This window comes from Allotamlana fucoidanivorans, assembly GCF_006265225.1.
Classification (GTDB): Bacteria; Bacteroidota; Bacteroidia; order Flavobacteriales; family Flavobacteriaceae; genus Allotamlana; species Allotamlana fucoidanivorans.
Window position 1 is genome coordinate 67,960 of sequence record NZ_VDCS01000013.1, and the last position, 21,957, is coordinate 89,916.

A 21,957-nucleotide genomic window follows, 5' to 3' on the forward strand; every position below is an offset into this window, starting at 1 on the left:
ATCTTTCCTTTTTAAATTTTAACCAGTTTATATTGCCAAATTACACCGCCGCCTACATCTATATAAACAGAAATGGTATTACTATCTATAAATTCAACGTTATAAACAACAGCATCTGGAGCATCTGCTGGGTTGGAAAGCTCAGAGCCATTTACGGCTTTGGGTAAAACAATGTAAGAGCCTTTTCCGTTAATAGTAAATGTTCCTGCAGCTGCATTATAGCTATAGGTTGCAGGGATGGAACCATCATGTGGAGCTACGGGCGTTCCACAATTGTCACCGCCACCTTGCCAACCTTCAATCCAGGTTTCTGAGCCTTGTTCATTTTTAAAGGAACCATCGGCACCAAAGACATATAAATCATCATAATGACAGGCTCTATCTTGAACGCAACTGGCATCACAATTCCACCAGCTAGTATCACCAAGAGAAGGACCAACGCCTAAAGCACCTGGCTCTTGAGCTATTTGCCATGTTCCAGTTAGAGGAGTTGTTACTACGCCAGCTCTTATCAATTTAAATTGCCAGATTGCTCCACCAACATCGATATTTACAGCGATAGTGTCGTTATCTAAAAATTCAATATTATAAGTTATTGATTCAGGGGCATTACTAGGGCTTGATAGTTCACCACCGTTATATGCCTTTGCTAAGCCTATAAAAGCTCCAACACCGTTAAGCGTTAGGGTGCCTGCGCTTTCATTGTATGCATAGGTAGCAGAATTTGATCCGTCGTGCGGGGCTACTGGTGTTCCACAAGAATCGCCACCACCTTGCCAGCCTTCGGTCCAAGTTTCAGATCCCAAATCGTTTTGGAAAGAACCATCGTTACCAAATATATAAACATCGTCATAATAGCATGCTCTGTCAGATACACAGCTTGCATCACAGTTCCACCAGCTTATGTCTCCAATAGTTGGTCCTACGCCTAATGCCCCAGCTTCAGGAGCCATAACCCATTTTCCAGGTAAACCGGTTGCGCCGGTTGAAGGAATAGTTTGGTTGATATCATCTACGTAGAATGTCCAATCTGAGCCTCCGCTACCAACGGTTCCAAAATCAAAGAAGAATACTATTTTTTGATATGATTGAGATTCATCAATATCTGAAAAATCAAAGGTTACCTCTTCCCAAGTATTAGTACCCGTTAATGTGGCTTCTTTTTCAATAAAAATATTGCCATCGCTTAAATTTTCAAGTTTGAATAAAAGTTTAACACCTGCTCTTGGAGACCAAACTTTCATTTTCATGGCTTTTTTCAAACTAAAATCTATAGGTGAAGACATGGTGATTACGGTACCAGCCCATACTTCTGGAGCATCTTTTACAATTCTTGCTACCTTTGCAGATGGGTTGCCATTTGTGTCTGGATTATCTATCACCGCACTTGAGGCTCCACCAAAACTAATCAAAGCAGATTCATCAAAAGCTTCAAAATCAATAGGGAAAACAACGGGAGCAGAAATAGTTACTACTTGTTCTAACTCGCTGCTTTCGGCACCACCACTTAACGCTACGACTTTGATGTTATAATCACCAACACCTGGGTATAAGTTGCTTACAGTTCCGCCAATTTCTAAAGGCGTGCCTTCTTCTTCAGGGTTACTTGTGTCAAAAAATACAATAAAAGAAGATGCATAATCAGCTTCGGCAGACACATTAAGTAAAAAGGGGTTTCCACCATCTATAGCCGTGTTAATTATAATATTTTCAGGTGCTCTGAACGATACATTAACGGTTTGTGTCCCTGTGGCTGTTTTGCCATTAATACCCGTTGCAGTAATCGTGGCTTCATAAGTGCCCTCAGTATAAATATGTTCTACTAGTTCGCCAGGAGCAATGGATTCTGAGACTTCAGATCCATCTCCAAAATCTACAATAAAGCTAGCAACACCATTACCGGTTGGACTGATTTGAGTAAGCCCTGTATTGTCTGGAATAACATTTACACCAGCCGCAATGTTAGACGGCGCAGCGATATTATTTACAAAATCAATGTTTTCGTCATTCTCACAACCCATAACCATGAGCAGTACGATGAAACAAAAACGGGTTATATATTTAAATGTTTTCATAGTCTGTTTTTTTTAATAATTCGCGTTTTGATCCCAGTTCCCATTTGCAAACTGAATTTCTTCAATTGGAATAGGGAAAACTTCATTCTTATTTGGTGTAAACCCAGGGATTTTAGTGCCTTCTCCCGTACGAACCAGATCAAAAAAGCGATGACCTTCGCCCATTAGTTCTAAGCGTCTTTCTCTAGCTATATCGGCTGTAAGATTCGTGCCAGTAGTTGCAATGTCTTTTGAATTATCATCAACCCCATAAGCGCGTCTTCTTACTCTATTAACATATTCTTGAGCTTTCGTATCATTAATGCCGCCTCTATTATAGGCTTCAGCAGCCATTAACAGAACATCAGCAAATCGGATAGCTCTATAGTTGCCAGGGTTGGTAAGATTTAAATCTCCAGCGGCATCTTCACTTCGCTTTCTTGGGATGTATTTTCTGTTAAAATATCCGGTATGTTCATAACCTTCTTTATATTCAGCACCTTCCTGAGCAGCCCAGGCTACAATATCTAAAATGGCAATATCCTTACGTAAATCGTCATTAGGAAAAGCATCATAAGATTCTTGTGTAGGCACGTTAAAACTAAATCCGGAAGAAAATAAAGGGCCAGAATAATTTCTTATGCCGCTAAAACCAATTGCCACATTACCTTCGCTACACTGCAAGCAATCAAAACTAGCTCCTTCAATATCTGTATATTGAACTTCAAATACAGATTCAACACTATTTTCACCTTCAGCTTCCCAGAGCATTTCATAATCATCAACTAAATCATATGGACCCATTTCTATCAAGTTATCTAAAACAGATGTTGCTTCAGCAAATTTTTCTTGAAACAAATAAGCTTTACCTAGTAAGGCTTGTGCAGAACCTTTTGTTGCTCTACCTACTTGAGGTGCTGTGTAGGTTAAATTTTCTATAGCATATTTTAAATCTTTTTCAATTAAAGCATAAACATCTGCTACGGGTGAGCGCGGAATAATTGTTTCGTCGCCAATTTCAAATCGTGTTTCTTTTAAAGGAACAGGGCCAAACCATTTTACTAATTCAAAGTAATAATAGGCTCTTAAAAAACGGGCTTCGGCAATGAGACCTATGCGACCTTCAAAGTCTGTTTTATCCTGAAATTCAAGAATAAAATTTGTTCTGCTAACCCCAGCATACATCCAGTTCCATAAATCTCTAAGATTATCATTAACTGGTGTATGAATCATGTCGTCAATTTGTTGCCATCCTATAACATCTGTTGCGCTTTCGCCACCACAAAGTGTATTGTCGGAGGCTATTTCACCAAGAATGGCATTTAAATAGGTAGACTGTAACAAATCATAGGCCCCTACTAAGGCACTGTAATAGTCAGCTTCAGAATTAAAGTAGTTTTCTGAATCTATAGCGTATTGTTGTACTTCCTCTAAGTAAGCATCTCCACAAGAATGTGCTCCAAATACAAGTAGTACGGTTGTTACTGCTTTTGTTATGTTATATATGTATTTTTTCATCTTGTATTTTTTTTAGATTGAAAGATTTAAGCCAATAATAAATTGTCTTGCTACCGGGTAAAAACCATAATCAATACCTCCTCCAATAGCAGCACCATTTGTGGCTGCAGGGTCATAACCATTGTATTTAGTAAAGGTGAAAGGGTTATTTACTAAGGCATAAATTCTAAATTTATGCATCCCCAATTTTTCAATAACATCGGGAGCTAAAGAATATCCTAATTGAACATTTTGAATTCGTAAGAATGAAGAGTCTTCAACAAAAAAGTCTGAAAACAATCTATTGGTTGTAGCCCCGTTTGTTACCCTTGGAACTGTATTGCTAGTACCTTCTCCCGTCCATCTGTTTAAATAGAGTTTTAATCGGTTAACATTGGTTTGGTCACGCTCATAGTTTCTAACCGTTTCTTTGTTAAGTTCAGCATACATGTAGGTTGAAAAATCCCAGTTTTTGTAATTAAAACTTAAATTAAGCCCCATAATATAATCTGCTTGGGGTTTTCCTAAATAGGTTCTATCAGCATCTGTGATTTCCCCATCATTATTCATGTCAACAAACCGTATATCACCAGGAGCTGCTGTACCCGCTTGTGCCGAATTAAGCACTTCTGCTTCATTTTGAAAGATGCCGTTTGTTTTATATCCTAAGAAATAACCAACCGGTTTACCAGGTTCTAAAATAGAAATGGGAGGTTGACCTACACTAAAATTACCTCCTCTTGAAGGGATGTTATCTCTAACTTCAAGTACTTCACCATCAATTTTAGTGACGTTATAATTGATACCGAAAGAGGCATTTTCAGAAATTTGACTTTTATAACCAACAGCTAGTTCTATACCTGTGTTTCGGGTTGTACCAGCATTAACTGTTGGTAAGCCTGCTCCTGGAGCAAAACCGCCTAATATACCAGAAACTGGAAAGTTTTCAATGAGTAAATCGGCTCTGTCTTCTATAAAATAATCAGCTACAATGGTTAGTTTGTTGTCAAACATATTTAAGTCTAAACCAACATCAAATTTCTTTGCTGTTTCCCAAGTAGCATCTGGATTAGGAATTCTACCCCCAGCTCTACCATTTGTGATACTTCCGTCCAAAACATAAGTGGCTTCACCATTTAGAAGCGATCTGTATAAGTCTGCCCCAACATTATTACCTAGAGTACCGTAACTACCTCTTAGTTTTAGGAAGTTTATGGTTTTAGAATCTTCTAAAAAGGCTTCATCTGAAATTTTCCATCCAGCTGTAACTGATGAAAAGTAATCGATTCTGTTATCAGGGGCAAAATCTGAAGATCCATCTCTACGAACCATTCCAGATATAAGGTATTTTCCTTTATAGTCATATTGAATTCTTCCAAAGTAGGAAGATAACCTACTATCATATAGAAATGAACCGGCATTTTTAGTTTCATTAAGGCCATCAGCTAATGAGATATCAGCAAAATCCCATGAATTATTGGGGACATCATAACCGGTACCACTTAATCCGTCTCCCCACTCTCTGATAACACTGGTACCTAGGGTGAATTCGGTGTTATGGTTTTCTCCAAAGGTCTTTTTGTAGTTACCAAAGGTTTCCCAAGTATATGAATTGTTTGTGTTTCGAGATTGATTTACAGTACTTCTTGGATTATTAAACACTTTTCCCGAACCATATTCAACAATAGGATTAAATGTTTTTCCTTTGTCATTATATGATCTTATACCAATACGCGAGGTAAATGATAAGCCTTCAATAGGCTTGTAAACAAGTTGAAATGTGCCTTCAATAGCATTTCCTGTGTAAGCATTATATGTGTTTGCCAATTGAGACAAAGGATTGATTACTTCGTTACCTAAAAATCCTGTAGTATCTTCTTGGTCTATAGCATAGGTAGGTGCATAATTAAGGGCATTAAATAACGGTGTTCCCAAGGCATTTTCACCAATGCTTTTCCTGTTAGAATTGAAATAGTTGGCTGAGGTTGTAAATTGAAGTTTCTTGCCAATATCAAAACCTAACTTAATTTTTACATTTGCTCTTCGGAAATTTGATTTTTCAGGAGCCACAATACCTTGTTGTTCTATGTATGAGGCTCCAACATAATAGGTGCTTTTATCACCACCACCAGAAGCACTTAAGTTATGATTCATGATTGGGGAAGTTCTAAATACCTCATCTTGCCAGTTTATACCAACACCTAAACCACTTACGTCTGGGTAGGGTAAAGGTTCGCCGTTTACAGCATGACTCTCATTTAATAGTAAAGCATACTCTGTAGCGTTTAAATAAGGTAATTTTCTAGTTGTTTGTTGTACTCCCGTAAATCCGTTATAGCTTAGTTTTAAGGCAGCGTTTTTCTTTCCACTTTTGGTAGTTACCAAAACAACACCATTAGCGCCTTCAATACCATAAATAGCGGCTTGTGCATCTTTTAGAATAGAGAAGGTTTCAATATCGCTTGGGTTAATTGTATTAAGGTCACCTTTATAACCATCAATAATGACAAGTGGGCCATTATCACCATTTGAGCTTACCCCTCTAATAAGAATATTAAAGCCACCACCTGGTGATCCAGAAGGAGCAGAAACGGCTACACCAGCAGAAGTACCCTGTAAAGCTTGTGCCGCGTCAACTGGTTTTAAATCTTCAATGGTTTTGGAATCAACAATAGCTACGGCACCAGTTACATCTTTCTTTTTTTGTGCGCCATAACCAATTACCACAACTTCATCCAGTTGGGCTAAATCTTCTTTTAATTGAATAGTTAATTCAGAATTATCTGAAATAATCATTTCTTGAGTTACATATCCTATGTAACTAATTGAAATTGTCGAGCCAATTTCAACCCCATCTAAAATAAAGTGACCATCAAAGTCTGTGGTGGTACCTTTTGTTGTATTCTTTACAAGAACATTAGCTCCTGGAATGGGAAATCCAGACTCATCTTGTACATTTCCCTTGATGCCAATTTCTTGAGCACTAGAGTATGTTATGAAGAATAAGGTTAAAATTTTCATTAACATGTGTTTCATAAAATGTCAGTTTTAGTTTTGTTTAAAATTATAAAACAGAATTGTTGATTTGGTAAAAACAGCCTCTACAAAAAACATACAATGCAAAAAATGGTATTATTTTTTAAGAAAAAACCAATAAAATAAAGGGCTTTGGTGTGATGGCTAGTAAACACGTAATTAAGTGTTAGGGCTACTTACTTAGTAAATGTTGTGGTATTGTATAGGTGTTTTTGTTTTGTGTTTGGGTATTAAATTTGAAGGATGTAGTCGGTTAAACTCGATTCGTGCTCTAAATCCATCTTTTTTCTTAACCTGTAGCGTTTTACTTCAACACTTCTTGGTGAAATATTGAGTAAAGGCGCTATTTCTTTTGAGGTTAGATTTAATCTTAAGTAGGCACATAATCTTAAATCATTAGAGGTTAATTTGGGATGCAATGCTTTTATCTTTTTTAGAAAATCTTTATCAGCATTGTTGAACGCTTCCTCAAAGGTATGCCAGTCGTCAGTATTATTTAAATTTCTGTCGATGATACGAATTACTTGCTTGATGCCTTTTAAGTCTTTTGTGTTTAAGAGTTCTTGTTTTATAGTATTAAGAAATTCATTTTTCTTGATTAAGCTCATGGTAGAAATTCCTAATTCTCTGTTTTTGTTATCAATATCTTGTCTTAACTTATCGTTTCTAAACTTCATAAGCTGTTGCTGGTTTTCTAATGCTTTTAATTCTAATTCACGAGCCGATTTTTTAAGCAATTGTTCTCTTTGTTTTTTGTAATATCGTCTGTAAAGTGTGTGCATTAAGAAAGAGAACAAAATAAAAGCCAGCGCATAGAGACTTAACATTAAATTACTAAGTGCCCATGGGCGCTCTATTTTGAAATTATACTGTATGGTATTCTGGCTTAACTCATTACCAATTCTAGCTCTTACCTTAAAGATATAGTCCCCAAACGATAAATTTTCAAAAAGCACAGCGGTGTTTGTGCTCCATTCACTCCAATTATTGTATCTGCCTTTTAATTGATATTGGTACTCGGTGTCTAGATATTTTTGAAATTGAGGAACGCCATATTGAAAAGTTATATCATTTTCTGTGTTTTTAAAAAGGCCATTTTCATTTTTGTTAATGACTCTACTTTGATAATTGTTGTTTCGAACTACAACCTCATTGAGGTTTAAATAATACGGTTTTTGCTTTAGCTTATCTAAGTCTAAAATGACAAAACCAGAAGAGGTGCCAATAAGATAGGATTTATTGCTAATATGTGATATGTTTTCATATCCAGTGAGCCCTTTGGGTAAGAGTTTTGAGAAAGCAATTGTATTAATTTTAGGTTCAGAGCTTAAGTTTCCTGGCGCTAAATAGTTTAAGGTGTTTTTAGAAAAAGCCCATAATGTTTTAGTGTCTTTGTTGTGTATTAATTTACCAGACAGAAAGGTGTTTTTATTAAATAATGAACTTATAAGACTGTCTTTTTCAAATAGGTTGCTCTTTGCATTATATTTAAAAACGCCTTCTTTGCTAGAAAATAGTAATTGGTTGTTGTATGTAATCAGGCTCGAATTGATTTCTTTGTCTATGTTAGGAACCTTTTCAACCGTTTCAACTTGTGTGAAATCGTTGTTCAATTTTAGTTTGAAAACCCCTTTGTATTCATGACTTACAAAGATGTGGTTATCATAAAATTCAAAATACCGACTAGACAGCTCAAAGCCCGATATTTTGTTTCTAAAAGTCCATTGGCCATTTTGTAATTCAATAATGTTTAATCCATTGTAGCAACCTTGTATGAGTAGATTAGGGTTGTTTTTTATTGGTTTTATGTTCCAGGTGCCTTGTAGTGTGCCATTTATTTTTTTTGATTGTCCATCGTTTATGATTGATGTTCCTCCATCATGCCCACAGAACAGATAGCCATCAATTTCAACTAAATTCCATACAGCGGCATTTATATTAGTAACGGCTTTAAACGCAATATTTTTATTTAAGGGCTTGTAGAACAGTCCTTGGTTGGTGCCAAGATATAAGTAGTCTTTGAAAATTTTTGATGTGTATACGGTGCCTAATTTGCCTTTCTCATCATTGTATATTTTAAATGGGGAATGAATGTTGATGCAGTTTATGCCATTTTCAAGTGCAAGCCATATGTTTTTGTCAAGGTCTTCAAAAATCCAGTGAATGGTATTGTTTCCTAACCCGTCAATCATATTAATATTGTAATCTATTTCTCCAGAGGCAGTCATACGCAGTATACCACTTGACCTAGTGCCTAAAATATAACTACCATCAGAAAGTTGAGTGCTTCTAAAAACACTATAATTATTAAGGGTATTATTTGCGGGAATATCCCATTTAGATAGTTTTTGGTTATTAAGGATGTAAAATCCGTTGTTTTCTGTTTGAACCAGAAGTGATTCGTCCATTTTAAAAATATTGACCAATCTGCTGTTTTTTATGATTTTGTCATCAGAAATCAGAATTGCTTTTCCGTTTTCAATTTTATAGATGCCATTTTTTGTCTTTTGAAAATATATGGTACTGTTAACTACAAAGACCTTGTAAATAATATCATCAGACTCTATGGTGTTGTAGGTGTTATTTTTTTTATTAACTATGTAAATGCGTTTAAGAGATTGAAATAGAATATGGTGATCTAGATGTATGATATTCCAAAATTCTTCATCTTCATGAAAGTTAATATTTAGCTGATTTGAAAGCGATGTGTATTCAAGTTTGTTAAATTTATTTTTCTTCCAGAAGCCAAATTCGTTATTGCAGCCAGTATAAATGATATCATCAATAACATTAACAGAACGCATAATGGATTCATTAGGTGAAGGATAAAGTGACCAAACGGAGCCATTGAACTCCAAAAGGCCTTTGTTGTTAGCAACATATATAAACTTGTCTTTTGATTGTGAAATGCCCCAGTTTTGTGTCTCTGCACCATAATCTTTGGGGTGATATATTTTAATGGGAGGATGTTCTTGTGCCTGTAATGGTAAAGTAAGGCATAAAAACGTGAACCAAACAAAAATAGTTAGCTGTTTCAATGTTATTTAGTTTTTTGTAGTGTTACTAAGGTAGTAAAATTAATGCTTAGCAGAAGGGGTGTATGGTTTTTGTTGTGGAAAACCATGAAGTATTTGAGATGAAGAGATAGGCTTATAACTACATTTGACTGCTATGATAGAGATAATATGAGACTTTACTCTGGAGGAGAATTATTAAAAGTAAAAGCATCCAATATATACATAGTGGATGCTTTTTTATATAACTAAGTTGTTGTTGACCTTGTTAGAGTTTAAAGATTCTTTCTAAAGGAATCCATTTTTCACCATTTTCAGCCCAAGGGAGCTCTTGTTGATAGTTCCACATGAGGTTTTCCCACTCTTGAACTTTTGCATTGTTAGCATCCATTTCTGCTTTTTTCTTGGGATCAAAGGTATCATCTACCTCCATAATCATAAACATACGATTGCCTGTTAGATAGATTTGCATGTCAACAATACCTGCATCTTTAATACTTTTGGTGATTTCTGGCCATGCTTTTCCTTCGTCGTGATAGGCTTTGTATTCGGCAATTAATTTAGAATCGTCCTTTAAGTCACAGGCGTAACAATATCGTTTTGTTTTCATGATTTTTTTAAATTTCGGTTATAACTGGTGTAACCATAAAAGGCTACAACACCTAGACAAATTAACGGAAGAATAAAAGAAAAATTGACTTCAGGAATAAAGCCAAATATTTTTACATCAGAAAAACCACTTCCTCCCCAGTCTAAAATACTTCCTTGTAAAACAGGCATTAAAGCGCCTCCAACAATAGCCATTACTAAACCTGCAGAGCCTATTTTAGCTTCATCTCCCATGTCTTTTAAAGCAATACCGTAAATGGTTGGGAACATAATTGACATAAATATTGAAATAGCAACTAAGGATAGTAAACCTGGTAATCCAGATAATAGCACGGCACCAGTACACATAATAACGCCGCCAATGCCAAAAAACATTAGTAGTTTAGAAGGGTTAATTTTTTTCATTAAAGCGGTTCCAATCCATCTACCTGTTAAAAATGATACCATGGCAGCTACATTAAAGTAGGTAGCTGTGTAATCTGTTCCATAAGTTTCATTGATATTGTCTACATATTGAAAAATGTAAGTCCAACACATAATTTGTGCCCCAACATAAAATGCCTGAGCCACAACTCCGAAAATATAATTTTTGTTACTTTTTAATTTTTTAAAGGATTCTGACAATGACATTTTATCTTCCTCTGCGGTTTTAGGCATTTTGGTAGCAATAATGACACCCATTATGATTAAAACTAACACTCCTAAGGCAATATACGGTACGCTAATAACCCCCAAATCATTTTCTCTTATAGCAGCTAATTCATCAGATGTTAATGCGTTATAGGCTTCAGTAGTATAGTCATCAGAGCGTAAAGCTCCAATAACAAAAACTTGAGCTATAATCATGCCTGTAAGCGAGCCTACAGGGTTAAAGGCCTGTGCCAAATTCAAGCGTTGTGTTGCCGTTTCACTGTCCCCAAGTGCTAATATTAAAGGGTTTGAAGTGGTTTCTAAAAATGCCAATCCGCAGGTAATAACCCAAAGCGAGATTAAAAAATAGTTGAATTCCTCATAGGCTGCTGCTGGATAAAACAAAAATGCTCCCAAAGCATATAACGATAGTCCTAAAATAATTCCAGATTTATAACTATACTTTCTGATAAATAAAGCAGCTGGTAATGCCATAAAGAAATAACCAAAATAAAACGCAAACTGTACTAAAGATGCTTGTACGTTTGATAATTCTGGCATTACTTTTTTAAAGGCAGATACCATGGGATTTGTTAAATCATTAGCTATTCCCCACAAAGCAAATAGTGAGGTAATGATAATAAAAGGAAAGAGTAGTTCTTTTCTAACTACGGGTATACTTTTTTGTTTACTCATTTGTTTTTAGTTTTAGTTTTGGTTTGAGAAATGCAATATACTCTAGACTGCATATATAAAATGATAACTGTGGTTTTTATAACAGAACAAATGATTTGTTATTCAGTTAACAAAGACCTATCTAAATGTACATAACCTCCATCAACGGTAATAAATTGTCCTGTGGTATGTGATGATCTGTTTGAAATGGTAAACAAGCAAGCGTCTGCAATTTCTGCAGGTGTTGTCATACGGTTTTCTAAAGGAATTTTTTTGACAATAGATTTTAATTTTTCTTCGCCATTTTCAAGGGTTTTTATCCAACTATCATAAGCTGGTGTCCAGCTTTCTGCTATAATGATGGCATTTGACCTGATACCCTCTTTGATTAAATCAACGGCCCATTCTCTGGTTAAACCTAGAACCCCGCCTTTTGATGCTGCATAACCTGAAGTTCCACCTTGACCAGTAAGTGCTACTTTTGAACCAATGTTTAAAATGTTGCCTTTAACCTTTTTTATCATCGGTAAACAGAATTTAGTCATAGCAAAAAAGCTAACCATATTCAGTTTTAGGGAATACATAAACTCTTCCATAGATGCTTCTAGTCCTGCACCGTCATTAACACCTACATTATTAATTAAAGCATCTATGCGCCCATATTTCTCTTCAATGATACGAGCTGCTTTTTCAATTTGTGTATAATCTGCTAAATCTGTTTGAATAAAAATGCTGTCTATGCCTCTTTTTTGTAATTCATCTGCATAACCAAAACCTCTGTCGTTTCGGTCAACCAATACAGGAACAGCACCTTCATTAGCTAAATGTTGCACAATAGTTTCTCCTATACTTCCTTTTATACCTGCAGCACCTGTTACTACAACTATTTTTCCTTTAAGTTCTAAATCCATTATTATTTTTTTCTATAGATTATAAAATTTGATGGCATTATCTCCCATAATGCCTTTTTGTTCATTTCCTGATAAATTTGAAATAAATGATGTTACTAAATGCTTTACCTTGCGATAGTTTCCTGCTACTAAACAAACCGGCCAATCTGAACCATACATCACGCGTTGCGTGCCAAAAGCATCAAACACAAGTTCCATATAAGGGTGAATTTCTTCTGGTTGCCATGTTTTAAAATCGGCTTCTGTAATCATTCCAGAAACTTTGCAATATACATTTTCATGTTTAGCAATTTCCTTCATCAAAACAGCCCAACCATCAAAATACCCATCTTTTATATAAGGTTTTGCCATATGATCAATGACAAATTTTTGATTTGGAAATTGTTTTACAAATTCTAAAACAGCTCCAAGTTGATGCGGAAATACTAAAATATCATAAGTAAATCCTAAGGACTCCAATTTTGAAATACCTTTTGTAAAATCAGGTCTTAAAATGAAATTATGATCAGGCTCTCCCTGAATCACATGTCTGAAACCTTTAATTTTGCTTTCCGTACTGTATTTTTCTAAATACGCATCAAGTGTTTCACTTCTTAGATCCACCCAACCCACAATGCCTTTTATAAAGTCATGTTTGGCTGCTAAGTTTAATAGAAACTCATTTTCTTCAATGGTTTGATCGGCTTGTACTGCAACACATCCTTGAATATTATTTTCTTTATAGACCGTTTCTAAATCGGTTGGCAGAAAATCACGTCTAATAACGGCCATATCATCATCAATCCAACTATGTTTTTGTGGTTGATAGTTCCAAAAATGTTGATGAGAATCTATTATCATATGGTTATTGAGATATTACAATTTTTATGACAGTGGCCATGTCGTTTATTGGTTTTGAAGGTGCTTTAAGCGTAAGACCTTCTTCTTCTGATAGCGTCCATTCAATTGTTTCATCACTTCCAAGAAATGCAACCTGCTCAATGGAGGTCATATCATGAATATTATTCTTTGCAAACGAAGTAAGTGTTATGTGTTGATTAGGTTCAACTTGGCCCATAATAATGGCATAAATGCTATAGTCTTTAGTGGTGTACCTCACATCTTTATTACTGTACTTAAGTTCCATAAAGGCTTTATGATTCTTAAAGTGACCTTGTGGTTCTTTTGTTGGTCCTTCACCAAATGTATACCAAGCTTCCGTTGCATAAATAGCTTCTCCGTATTTTTTTAGCCAGTCTCCTATTTTAAGCAAGACATCTTGTTGATTTTGAGGGATGATACCATCGGCTCTAGGAGAAACATTTAAAAGTAAAACCCCATTTTTGCTAACTATATCAATGAGCATGTGTAACACATCCTCAGGAGTTTTTACACCTAAGTTATTTGTGAAACACCAACTACCATTGCTAATGGTAGCATCAGTCATCCAAGTTTTAGTGCCTATTTCATTTTTTCTAGCTTGTTCTAAATCCTCAATACTCATATTTAGAGGCAAGTCATGTTGCTTTCTAACAATAACAGCATCTTGGTTTTGAAGCGCGGCTTCGTTGAGGTAATAGGCAGCAAATGCTTTTCGGTAAGCTTCTGGAATATCTCCTAAAACATAGTCAAACCAAATGATGTCAGGATGATAATTATCAATGACTTCTTTCATTTTGCCTAACCATACTTCTTTGTACCATTTTTCTGGCTCCATATTACCATACATTAACTGAAGTTCAGGATCATCAGAGCTTGGTGGCATATTTTCAAAATACGGATAGTGACTAATACTGACTTCTTTTCCTAATTCGGTTGCACGTTGCAGGTTTTTGGCATGGTGAAATGCGGTAATGAATTTTAAACCTTGTGCTTTAATGGCGGTTTCTAATTCACCAGTAATATCTCTTTTTGGTCCCGTATCCATGGTGTTCCAGGGTGTGATATCACTATCCCACATGGCATAACCATCATGATGCTCTGCCACAGGACCAGCAAACTGCGCTCCAGCATTTTTAAATAATTTGGCCCACGCTTTAGCATCAAAATGTTCTGCTTTAAACATAGGAGCAAAATCATGATAGCCAAATTCAGAAGGGTCGCCATAATTTTCAACATGATGTTTGTGAATTTTATGGTCTTTAAAATGCATCCATCTTGGATACCATTCATTGCCAAAGGCAGGTACAGAATATAAGCCCCAATGAAAATAGATGCCTAACTTTGCATTTTTAAACCATTGGGGCGATTCATTATGTTTGCCTAATGATTCCCAATCTGGTGTAAATGCCATGTTTTTAGCTTCCTCCTTATCCTTTGAGTCACCAGCCGTTTTCTTTTCACAACTAAAATTTAGAAGCAGTGAGGCAGCAACAGTAATACATAAGTGCGATACTTTCATTGGGCTTTAAATTATTGTCTTGCATCAAGGGAGGCTTTCATCCCTTTTTCTAAAATGGTATTTAAATCTGTTAAGACAACATCTTCTAAACCTGCAATTTGGGTTAAGTCGGTACCCCAGAAATCAGTGTTTGATAAAACCGCATTAACTACTTCAGCAACGCTATTATTGGTCCACTGGTCTTTGAAGAACGCTAATACTTTTTCATCATCTTTTAGGGCTATAGGCTCTCCGTTTCTGTCGCCTTTATAAAACGCTATCAAGGCAGCTAGTGAAAACAATAAGTTTTTAGGAAGTGCATTTTTTCGTTTTACATATTCTAAAACAGAAGGTAATACACGGGTTTTATATTTTGAAATGGAATTTAATGATATGCTCATTAAAGCATGTTCTAAATACGGGTTTTTAAATCGGTCTAAAACATCATTTGAGAATTGATTAAGTTCTTCTTCTGATAAATCAAGTGTTGGACAAATTTCATTAAAAATAGCATCTTTTAAGAAAGCACCAACTACTTTGTCTTCTAATGATTCACGTACTTTATCAATGCCGTATAAATAACCTACAGGTACTAAACTGGTGTGTGCGCCATTAAGGATGCGAACTTTACGGGTACGGTAAGGTTCCATATCGTCAGTAAATACAATATTTAGTCCGCAAACTTCTGAAGGAATTTCTTCTTTAACAGATTTAGGGCCTTCAATAACCCATAAGTGGAATTGCTCTCCTTCAACAACAAGATTGTCTTTGTAACCTAGTTCTTCTGTGATGGCCTCTATTTTGTCTTTGGGATATCCCGGCACAATTCTGTCTACTAGCGTGTTGCAGAAAATGTTATCTTCATTAATCCATTCAACAAAGTCTTCACCAAGATTCCAATTGGCTGCGTATTGAAGTATAATCTTTTTTAGGTTATCTCCGTTACGGTCAATTAATTCGCATGGAATAATAATTAAACCTTTATCGGAAGCACCACCAAACGTTTTGAATCTTTTGTATAGTAAAGCGGTTAGTTTTCCAGGGAAACTGGTTTGAGGTGCATCGTCTAATTTATCTTCAGCATTGTAAGCAATACCGGCTTCGGTAGTATTTGAAATTACAAATCGTAAATCAGGATTTTCTGCATTAGCTAAATAGTCACTATAATTTTCATAAGGATTGATACCTCGCTGAATACAGTCTATGATTTCATGTTCACTAATGGCTTTACCATTTTTTATGCCGTTAAGGTATAAGGTATACAGGCCATCTTGATCATTTAACATTTTGATTAAACCTTGATTAATAGGCTGAACGGCTACTACGCCTGCATCAAAATTTGCCTGTTTATTCATTTCATGAATCATCCAGTTAGCAAAGGCTCTTAAAAAATTACCTTCTCCAAATTGAATGATACGCTCAGTATAAGTATTCGCGTTTACTGTAGTTCTATTTAATGTATTCATTTTTAATGTTTATAAGGAAACGCCACGTTTCCAAGGAATAAAATCGTTATTTCCGTGAAGTACAGCTTTTGACGCTACTTCACCACTTGCTACTTTTATAATGTGGTCTAGTATTTTTTCACCCATAGATTCAATGGAATCTTCGCCAGTAATGACGGTTCCTGCATTAATATCTATGATATCATTCATGCGATTGTATAAATCGGTGTTGCTTGACATTTTTAACACTGGCGCAACGGGGTTGCCTGTTGGGGTGCCTAAACCTGTGGTGAAAACCACAACGTTACACCCTGAACCCACAAGTCCTGTTGTCGATTCCACGTCATTTCCTGGGGTACATAATAAATTTAATCCTGGTTTGGTTACCTGCTCGGTGTAATCTAGTACTTCAACTACGGGAGACGTACCTCCTTTTTTTGCCGCTCCGGCCGATTTCATGGCATCGGTAATTAAGCCATCTTTTATATTTCCAGGAGACGGATTGTTTTCAAAACCAGAACCTACAGCGACTGCGGCTGCCGAGTAGGCACGCATTAAGTTGTAAAACTTTTTAGAATCATGATCTGTCACACATCGGTTGATGAGTTCTTGCTCCACACCATTTAGTTCAGGAAACTCAGAAAGTACAGGGCTTCCGCCAAGCGCTACTAATAAATCAGAGGCATAGCCAAGACCTGGGTTTGCCGATATTCCTGAAAATCCATCCGATCCGCCACATTCTAACCCAAGCACTAGTTTGCTAAGTGGTGCAGGCTGTCTGGTTATTTTGTTGGCTTCGGTTAACCCAATAAACGTATGCTTTACAGCTTCTTCAATTAAATGACGCTCACTGGCACTACGTTGTTGCTCTAAATAATGAACGGTTTTTTTGCAGTTAGGGTCAATGGCTTTAATGGCTTCTTGAAGCATTTCAATTTGCGCATTTTGACATCCCAAACTAAATACCGTTGCACCCGCTACATTAGGGTTAGTAATATAACCAGCTAATAGTTTACATAACACCTCAGAATCCTGACGAATACCACCACAACCTCCATCATGTTTTAAAAACTTAATACCATCAACATTAGGAAACACTCTATTTTTAGACATTTCCTCTTTTGTGGTGATAATAGGCGTATTTAAAAGTTCTTCAGAAGAGGCTCCAGATTTAAACTTGCTAATTAAAGCATCGGTATCAACAGCAAAATCTTTTTTGGTTTCATACCCTAGTTTTTCGGAAAGCGCACCCTCTAAAACGTCTAAGTTTCTGTTTTCACAGAAAGTAAGGGGGATAACTAGCCAGTAGTTAGCAGTTCCTACTTTGCCATCTTCTCTATGATAGCCATTAAAAGTACGCCCTTCAAATTTTGAAGCATTTGGAGGTGTCCAGCTAAATTTTTCCTTGGAGTCGTTAAAATCTGCTGAAGCGTGTTTTACATTATGAATGGTAATGGCTTCACCTTCCTGAATTGGTTCGGTGGCTTTACCAATTAAAACACCATACATATATATAGAGTCTCCAACGTTGAAATCGTTAAGCGCAAATTTGTGCTTTTGCTTAATATTTTCTTTTAAGACAACTTTTTTACCAGCTACTTGAGTAATTTTTCCTTTTTCTAACGGATTAATGGCAACAATAATGTTGTCCTTTGGATCTATTTGAACGTAATTTTTAGACATTTTTCTTTTTAATTGAAACTAACGGTTGCTTTGATGACTCCTGTTTCTGGTTTTAACCAGCTGTCAAAATGTTCTATCATTTCTGTAAAATGCACCTGATGAGTAATAAACGACTCCGTAGGGAACTGATTAAGCACACTAATAACATGTTCAAAATCTTCAGTAGTGGCATTTCTGCTACACATTAAAGTCATTTCTTTGGCGTGTATTTTTGGGTGGGTATAGGTTAATTCACCTTTTGATAATCCTACCAAAATGAATCTACCACCATGTGACATGTAATCCGGACAAGCTTCTAAGGCAAATTTGTTGCCCGAAGCATCAAACACTGCCGTGCAAAGATCTCCATTTGTAATTTCAGAAATGGCTTCAACAGCTTGTTCTCCTGCTTTCACAATATAATCAACACCAATTTGTTCTTTAGCATAAGCCAAACGCTGTTCATTCATATCTATAGCAACCACTTTAGCGCCAGCAATTTGTGCTAATTTCATGATGCCAATTCCAATGGGGCCACATCCAACAACAGCAACAGTTTCCCCTTTTTTAATGTCGGCTCTTCTTATGGCGTGTGCTCCAATAGCCAAAGGCTCAACAATGGCCATTTCGTTGTTTGATAAGTTGTTAGCAGGAAGTAAAATGTTTGCTGGTACTGTAATTTGCTCTTGCATACCACCATCAGCATGAACGCCTAGAACTTTTATGTTAGTACAACAGTTTGTTTTTCCGTTTCTACAGGCAATACATTCACCGCAGCTCACATAAGGCATAACAACCACCTTGTCACCCGCCTTAATACCTCTTTCATTTTCGTCAATTTCAATAACTTCTGAAGCTAATTCGTGTCCTAGAATTCTTGGATACGTAAAAAACGCTTGATTACCGCCATAGGCATGTAAATCGGTTCCGCAAATTCCAACACTGTTAATTTGTAATAAGGCTTCGCCTGCTTGTCTTGTAGGAGCTTCTTTTTCTTTTAATTGAAATTCTCCTGGTTTTTCACAAACAATGTATTTCATCATAAATTTTATTATATTGCGCAATCGTTTGCGCAATGGTTTTAAATTAAAAACTCATTATTTTACTTGCTTTGTAGTAAAAATAAGTTTGCGTAATTATCAAAAAGATGCTAATTTAGACAATCGTTTGCACAAACTTATAAAATTTTTTGATATTAAAAAAAGAATAACCATAAAAGACATAGCTAAAGCCCTGAATTTAACATCTTCAACGGTTTCTAGAGCGCTAAATGACAATAGTCGAATTAGTGAAAAAACAAAGCAAGCAGTAAAACAAACAGCAAAAGAATTAGGTTATGAACCCAATTATTTAGCCAGTGCTTTGAGAAAAGGAAAAAGTAATTTGGTGGGCTTGATTATTCCACGTGCAAATAGTTACTTTTTTTCTTCAGTGGTTAAAGCTATTGGAGATCGATTGAGTATTGAAGGTTATAATATTATTATAACACAATCTAACGAATCTTATGAAAAAGAGTGTCAGAATATTGAGTCGTTGTTGTATACTCAGGTTGACGGTATTATAGCATCTTTAGCGAATGAAACAGTTGATTTAGAATACTATAATAAGATAAAGGCTAACGGCGTACCTCTTGTTATTTTTGATAGGGGTGAAGATAGTTTAAATGTAGATTATATAGGTATTGATGATTATTTAAGTAGTTTTAAGGTGGTTGAGCATTTATATAATCAAGGTTGTAGGCGCATTGCTCATATTGGTGGTTACAGGCATACTAGAATTTATGAAAGTAGAGTAGAAGGGTATATTGATGCCTTAACAAAATTTAACCTGCCATTAGAGGAAAGTTTAATTTCTGAAAGTAACTTAAAAGTTGAAGATGGTAGAGCTATCATGGAAGAACTTTTAAAACTCCCCAATAAACCCGATGCCATTTATGCAGCTGGTGATTTTGCGGCACTTGGAGCCCTGCAAGTTGCTAAAGAGAATCACATTTCAATTCCAGATGATATTGCTTTGGTTGGGTTTAGTAATGAACCTTTTACTTCTTTAATTACCCCGTCAATTACAAGTATAGAACAACATAGTGAGATGATTGGGCGGTTGGCGGCTGAAACGTTTTTAGATCGAATCAATAATCCAGATAAGGCGGTTAAGTTGAATAAAATAGTATTGGATACAGAATTAATTGTAAGAGAATCTTCAAAAAAATTAAAATAAAAACACGTTTGGTAGTCTGTGTTTTAATAATGAAAAGTTAAATACTTAGCCAAAATTTAAATTCTTTTTTTACTCACTATAAATTTGTTACTTTTGGCGCTCATAAAAATAACTAAGTAACAATGAAAATAATGAAATTTTTAAGTCTAGTAGCAATGGTCTTACTAGTAGTGTCTTGTAATAAGAATGGAGCAACAAAGAAACCAATTACAACAGAATTGGATTCTGTAAGTTATGCAATTGGAATGGATGTGGCTAGAAATGTTAAAGCTAGTTTTGATGATTTTGAGAATGATTTGTTTGTTCAAGGCTTTAAAAATGTTTTGGATTCAACAGATATTTTAATGGATGAAGCTCAAGCACAACAGGTTATAAGAACCTATTTTCAAAAGAAACAACAAGCTGAGGCTGAAAAAAGAAAAGAGGCTGGTGAAAAAAATAAAGCCGAAGGCGAAAAGTTTTTAAGCGAAAACAAATCAAAAGATGGTGTTCAAACTACCGAGTCTGGTTTACAGTATATCGTTTTAAAAGAAGGAACTGGAGCTCAGCCATCAGCAACGTCAAAAGTAAAAGTACATTATCACGGTACTTTAATTGACGGAACCGTGTTTGATAGCTCTGTAGATAGAGGAGAGCCTTCAGAATTTGGTGTTAATCAAGTGATAAAAGGTTGGACAGAAGGCTTGCAACTTATGAAAGAAGGTGCAAAATACAAATTCTTTATTCCTCAAGATTTAGCTTATGGTGCTAACCCAAGACCAGGAGGAGCTATTGAGCCTTTTGCGACTTTAATTTTTGATGTTGAGTTATTAGAGATAAAGTAATCTCTTTAAAATAAACGTTTACAAAGCAGGAAGTTCAACGCTTCCTGCTTTTTTTTTTGTCTTAATTTTAATTTAGACTCTATCAAGTTGTAACTTTGCAACCAGAAAAAATAAATGAAAATGAGTCATAAAGCCGGTTTTGTCAACATCATTGGAAATCCTAATGTTGGCAAGTCAACATTAATGAATGCTTTTGTTGGTGAAAAATTATCTATAATCACATCAAAGGCTCAAACCACAAGGCATCGTATTTTGGGTATAGTTAATGGCGATGATTTTCAGGTTGTGCTAAGTGATACACCAGGAATTATAAAACCTGCCTATGAACTTCAAACCTCCATGATGGATTTTGTAAAATCTGCCTTTGAAGATGCCGATGTGTTACTTTATATGGTTGAAATAGGCGAACAATCTCTAAAGGATGAAGCATTTTTTAATAAAATAATTCATTCTAAAATACCAGTTCTATTACTATTAAACAAAATAGATAAATCAGATCAAGAGCAGTTAGAAACACAAGTGCAGTTATGGGCAGAGAAAGTACCTAATGCTGAGATTTATCCCGTATCGGCTTTAGAAGGATTTAATGTAAAAGAAGTGTTTAACAGAATAATTGAATTATTACCAGAGTCGCCGCCATTTTACCCTAAAGATCAACTGACTGATAAGCCAGAGCGTTTTTTTATAAATGAAACCATTCGTGAAAAGATATTGCTGCATTACAAGAAGGAGATTCCTTATGCCGTAGAAGTGGATACCGAAGAATTTCATGAAGAAGACAGTATTATAAGAGTGCGTTCTGTCATTATGGTAGAGCGTGACACACAAAAAGGCATTATCATTGGTCATAAAGGGAGTGCGCTTAAACGTGTTGGTGTAGAAGCCAGAAAGGATTTAGAAACCTTCTTTGGAAAACAAATACATCTTGAATTGTACGTTAAGGTTAACAAGAATTGGCGTAGTAATCAAAGCCAGCTGAAACGTTTTGGTTACAATAACCAGTAAATCCTAATAAAACCTTTTT

General features: G+C 35.6%; 15 protein-coding genes. 3 read left to right on the forward strand and 12 right to left on the reverse strand.

What is annotated here, in order from left to right; translation table 11 throughout:
- Positions 1 to 11: 11 nt before the first annotated feature.
- The 12 genes from FGF67_RS13770 to FGF67_RS13825 form a co-directional block, all read right to left on the reverse strand.
- Positions 12 to 2,075, reverse strand: a complete 2,064-nt coding sequence (locus FGF67_RS13770) for a PKD domain-containing protein (RefSeq protein WP_139698341.1) — start codon at positions 2,073 to 2,075, stop codon at positions 12 to 14.
- 12 nt (positions 2,076 to 2,087) lie between these two features.
- Positions 2,088 to 3,572 (reverse strand): RagB/SusD family nutrient uptake outer membrane protein, encoded by a 1,485-nt coding sequence (locus tag FGF67_RS13775; RefSeq protein WP_139698342.1) that lies wholly within the window; start codon positions 3,570 to 3,572, stop codon positions 2,088 to 2,090.
- 12 nt (positions 3,573 to 3,584) lie between these two features.
- Positions 3,585 to 6,587, reverse strand: coding sequence for a SusC/RagA family TonB-linked outer membrane protein (locus tag FGF67_RS13780; protein ID WP_139698343.1), 3,003 nt, complete (start codon positions 6,585 to 6,587; stop codon positions 3,585 to 3,587).
- A gap of 230 nt (positions 6,588 to 6,817) precedes the next feature.
- The gene (locus FGF67_RS13785; protein ID WP_233244086.1) at positions 6,818 to 9,625 is read right to left on the reverse strand and encodes a helix-turn-helix and ligand-binding sensor domain-containing protein; all 2,808 of its coding nucleotides are present in this window, start codon (positions 9,623 to 9,625) and stop codon (positions 6,818 to 6,820) included.
- Positions 9,626 to 9,869: 244 nt separating this feature from the next.
- Entirely contained in the window at positions 9,870 to 10,211 is a 342-nt protein-coding gene (locus FGF67_RS13790; protein ID WP_139698344.1) for an L-rhamnose mutarotase, read from the reverse strand.
- The gene (gene fucP, locus FGF67_RS13795; RefSeq protein WP_139698345.1) at positions 10,208 to 11,536 is read right to left on the reverse strand and encodes an L-fucose:H+ symporter permease; all 1,329 of its coding nucleotides are present in this window, start codon (positions 11,534 to 11,536) and stop codon (positions 10,208 to 10,210) included. The genes FGF67_RS13790 and fucP overlap by 4 nt, the downstream gene beginning before the upstream one ends.
- 98 nt (positions 11,537 to 11,634) lie before the next feature.
- The gene (locus FGF67_RS13800) at positions 11,635 to 12,426 is read right to left on the reverse strand and encodes an SDR family oxidoreductase (protein WP_139698346.1); all 792 of its coding nucleotides are present in this window, start codon (positions 12,424 to 12,426) and stop codon (positions 11,635 to 11,637) included.
- A gap of 12 nt (positions 12,427 to 12,438) precedes the next feature.
- A complete protein-coding gene (locus FGF67_RS13805) occupies positions 12,439 to 13,266 on the reverse strand; it encodes an amidohydrolase family protein (protein WP_139698347.1) in 828 nt (275 codons plus the stop codon).
- Positions 13,267 to 13,270: 4 nt separating this feature from the next.
- Complete coding sequence (locus FGF67_RS13810; protein WP_139698348.1) at positions 13,271 to 14,806, reverse strand: alpha-L-fucosidase; 1,536 nt, start codon at positions 14,804 to 14,806, stop codon at positions 13,271 to 13,273.
- An 11-nt stretch (positions 14,807 to 14,817) separates the two neighbouring features.
- On the reverse strand, positions 14,818 to 16,251 hold the full coding sequence (locus tag FGF67_RS13815; RefSeq protein WP_139698349.1) for a tagaturonate reductase: 1,434 nt from the start codon (positions 16,249 to 16,251) through the stop codon (positions 14,818 to 14,820).
- Positions 16,252 to 16,260: 9 nt separating this feature from the next.
- Complete coding sequence (locus FGF67_RS13820; RefSeq protein WP_139698350.1) at positions 16,261 to 17,913, reverse strand: UxaA family hydrolase; 1,653 nt, start codon at positions 17,911 to 17,913, stop codon at positions 16,261 to 16,263.
- A gap of 8 nt (positions 17,914 to 17,921) precedes the next feature.
- A complete protein-coding gene (locus tag FGF67_RS13825) occupies positions 17,922 to 18,932 on the reverse strand; it encodes a zinc-binding alcohol dehydrogenase family protein (RefSeq protein ID WP_139698391.1) in 1,011 nt (336 codons plus the stop codon).
- Positions 18,933 to 19,020: 88 nt separating this feature from the next.
- Here FGF67_RS13825 and FGF67_RS13830 point away from each other — a divergent pair, with 88 nt between their 5' ends.
- The 3 genes from FGF67_RS13830 to era all read left to right on the forward strand — a co-directional run bounded on the left by FGF67_RS13830 (position 19,021) and on the right by era (position 21,938).
- The gene (locus tag FGF67_RS13830) at positions 19,021 to 20,109 is read left to right on the forward strand and encodes a LacI family DNA-binding transcriptional regulator (protein WP_317128559.1); all 1,089 of its coding nucleotides are present in this window, start codon (positions 19,021 to 19,023) and stop codon (positions 20,107 to 20,109) included.
- A 155-nt stretch (positions 20,110 to 20,264) separates the two neighbouring features.
- The gene (locus FGF67_RS13835) at positions 20,265 to 20,933 is read left to right on the forward strand and encodes an FKBP-type peptidyl-prolyl cis-trans isomerase (protein WP_317128560.1); all 669 of its coding nucleotides are present in this window, start codon (positions 20,265 to 20,267) and stop codon (positions 20,931 to 20,933) included.
- A 120-nt stretch (positions 20,934 to 21,053) separates the two neighbouring features.
- Complete coding sequence (gene era, locus FGF67_RS13840) at positions 21,054 to 21,938, forward strand: GTPase Era (protein WP_139698353.1); 885 nt, start codon at positions 21,054 to 21,056, stop codon at positions 21,936 to 21,938.
- Positions 21,939 to 21,957: the final 19 nt, after the last annotated feature.

Coding starts and splice junctions, on each gene's coding strand:
- FGF67_RS13780 (WP_139698343.1), bottom strand. CDS start 6,587: ATGAAACACATGTTAATGAAAATTTTAACCTTATTCTTCATAACATAC.
- FGF67_RS13835 (WP_317128560.1), top strand. CDS start 20,265: ATGGTCTTACTAGTAGTGTCTTGTAATAAGAATGGAGCAACAAAGAAA.
- FGF67_RS13770 (WP_139698341.1), bottom strand. CDS start 2,075: ATGAAAACATTTAAATATATAACCCGTTTTTGTTTCATCGTACTGCTC.
- FGF67_RS13810 (WP_139698348.1), bottom strand. CDS start 14,806: ATGAAAGTATCGCACTTATGTATTACTGTTGCTGCCTCACTGCTTCTA.
- fucP (WP_139698345.1), bottom strand. CDS start 11,536: ATGAGTAAACAAAAAAGTATACCCGTAGTTAGAAAAGAACTACTCTTT.
- FGF67_RS13800 (WP_139698346.1), bottom strand. CDS start 12,426: ATGGATTTAGAACTTAAAGGAAAAATAGTTGTAGTAACAGGTGCTGCA.
- FGF67_RS13825 (WP_139698391.1), bottom strand. CDS start 18,932: ATGAAATACATTGTTTGTGAAAAACCAGGAGAATTTCAATTAAAAGAA.
- FGF67_RS13775 (WP_139698342.1), bottom strand. CDS start 3,572: ATGAAAAAATACATATATAACATAACAAAAGCAGTAACAACCGTACTA.
- FGF67_RS13805 (WP_139698347.1), bottom strand. CDS start 13,266: ATGATAATAGATTCTCATCAACATTTTTGGAACTATCAACCACAAAAA.
- FGF67_RS13815 (WP_139698349.1), bottom strand. CDS start 16,251: ATGAATACATTAAATAGAACTACAGTAAACGCGAATACTTATACTGAG.
- FGF67_RS13820 (WP_139698350.1), bottom strand. CDS start 17,913: ATGTCTAAAAATTACGTTCAAATAGATCCAAAGGACAACATTATTGTT.
- era (WP_139698353.1), top strand. CDS start 21,054: ATGAGTCATAAAGCCGGTTTTGTCAACATCATTGGAAATCCTAATGTT.
- FGF67_RS13790 (WP_139698344.1), bottom strand. CDS start 10,211: ATGAAAACAAAACGATATTGTTACGCCTGTGACTTAAAGGACGATTCT.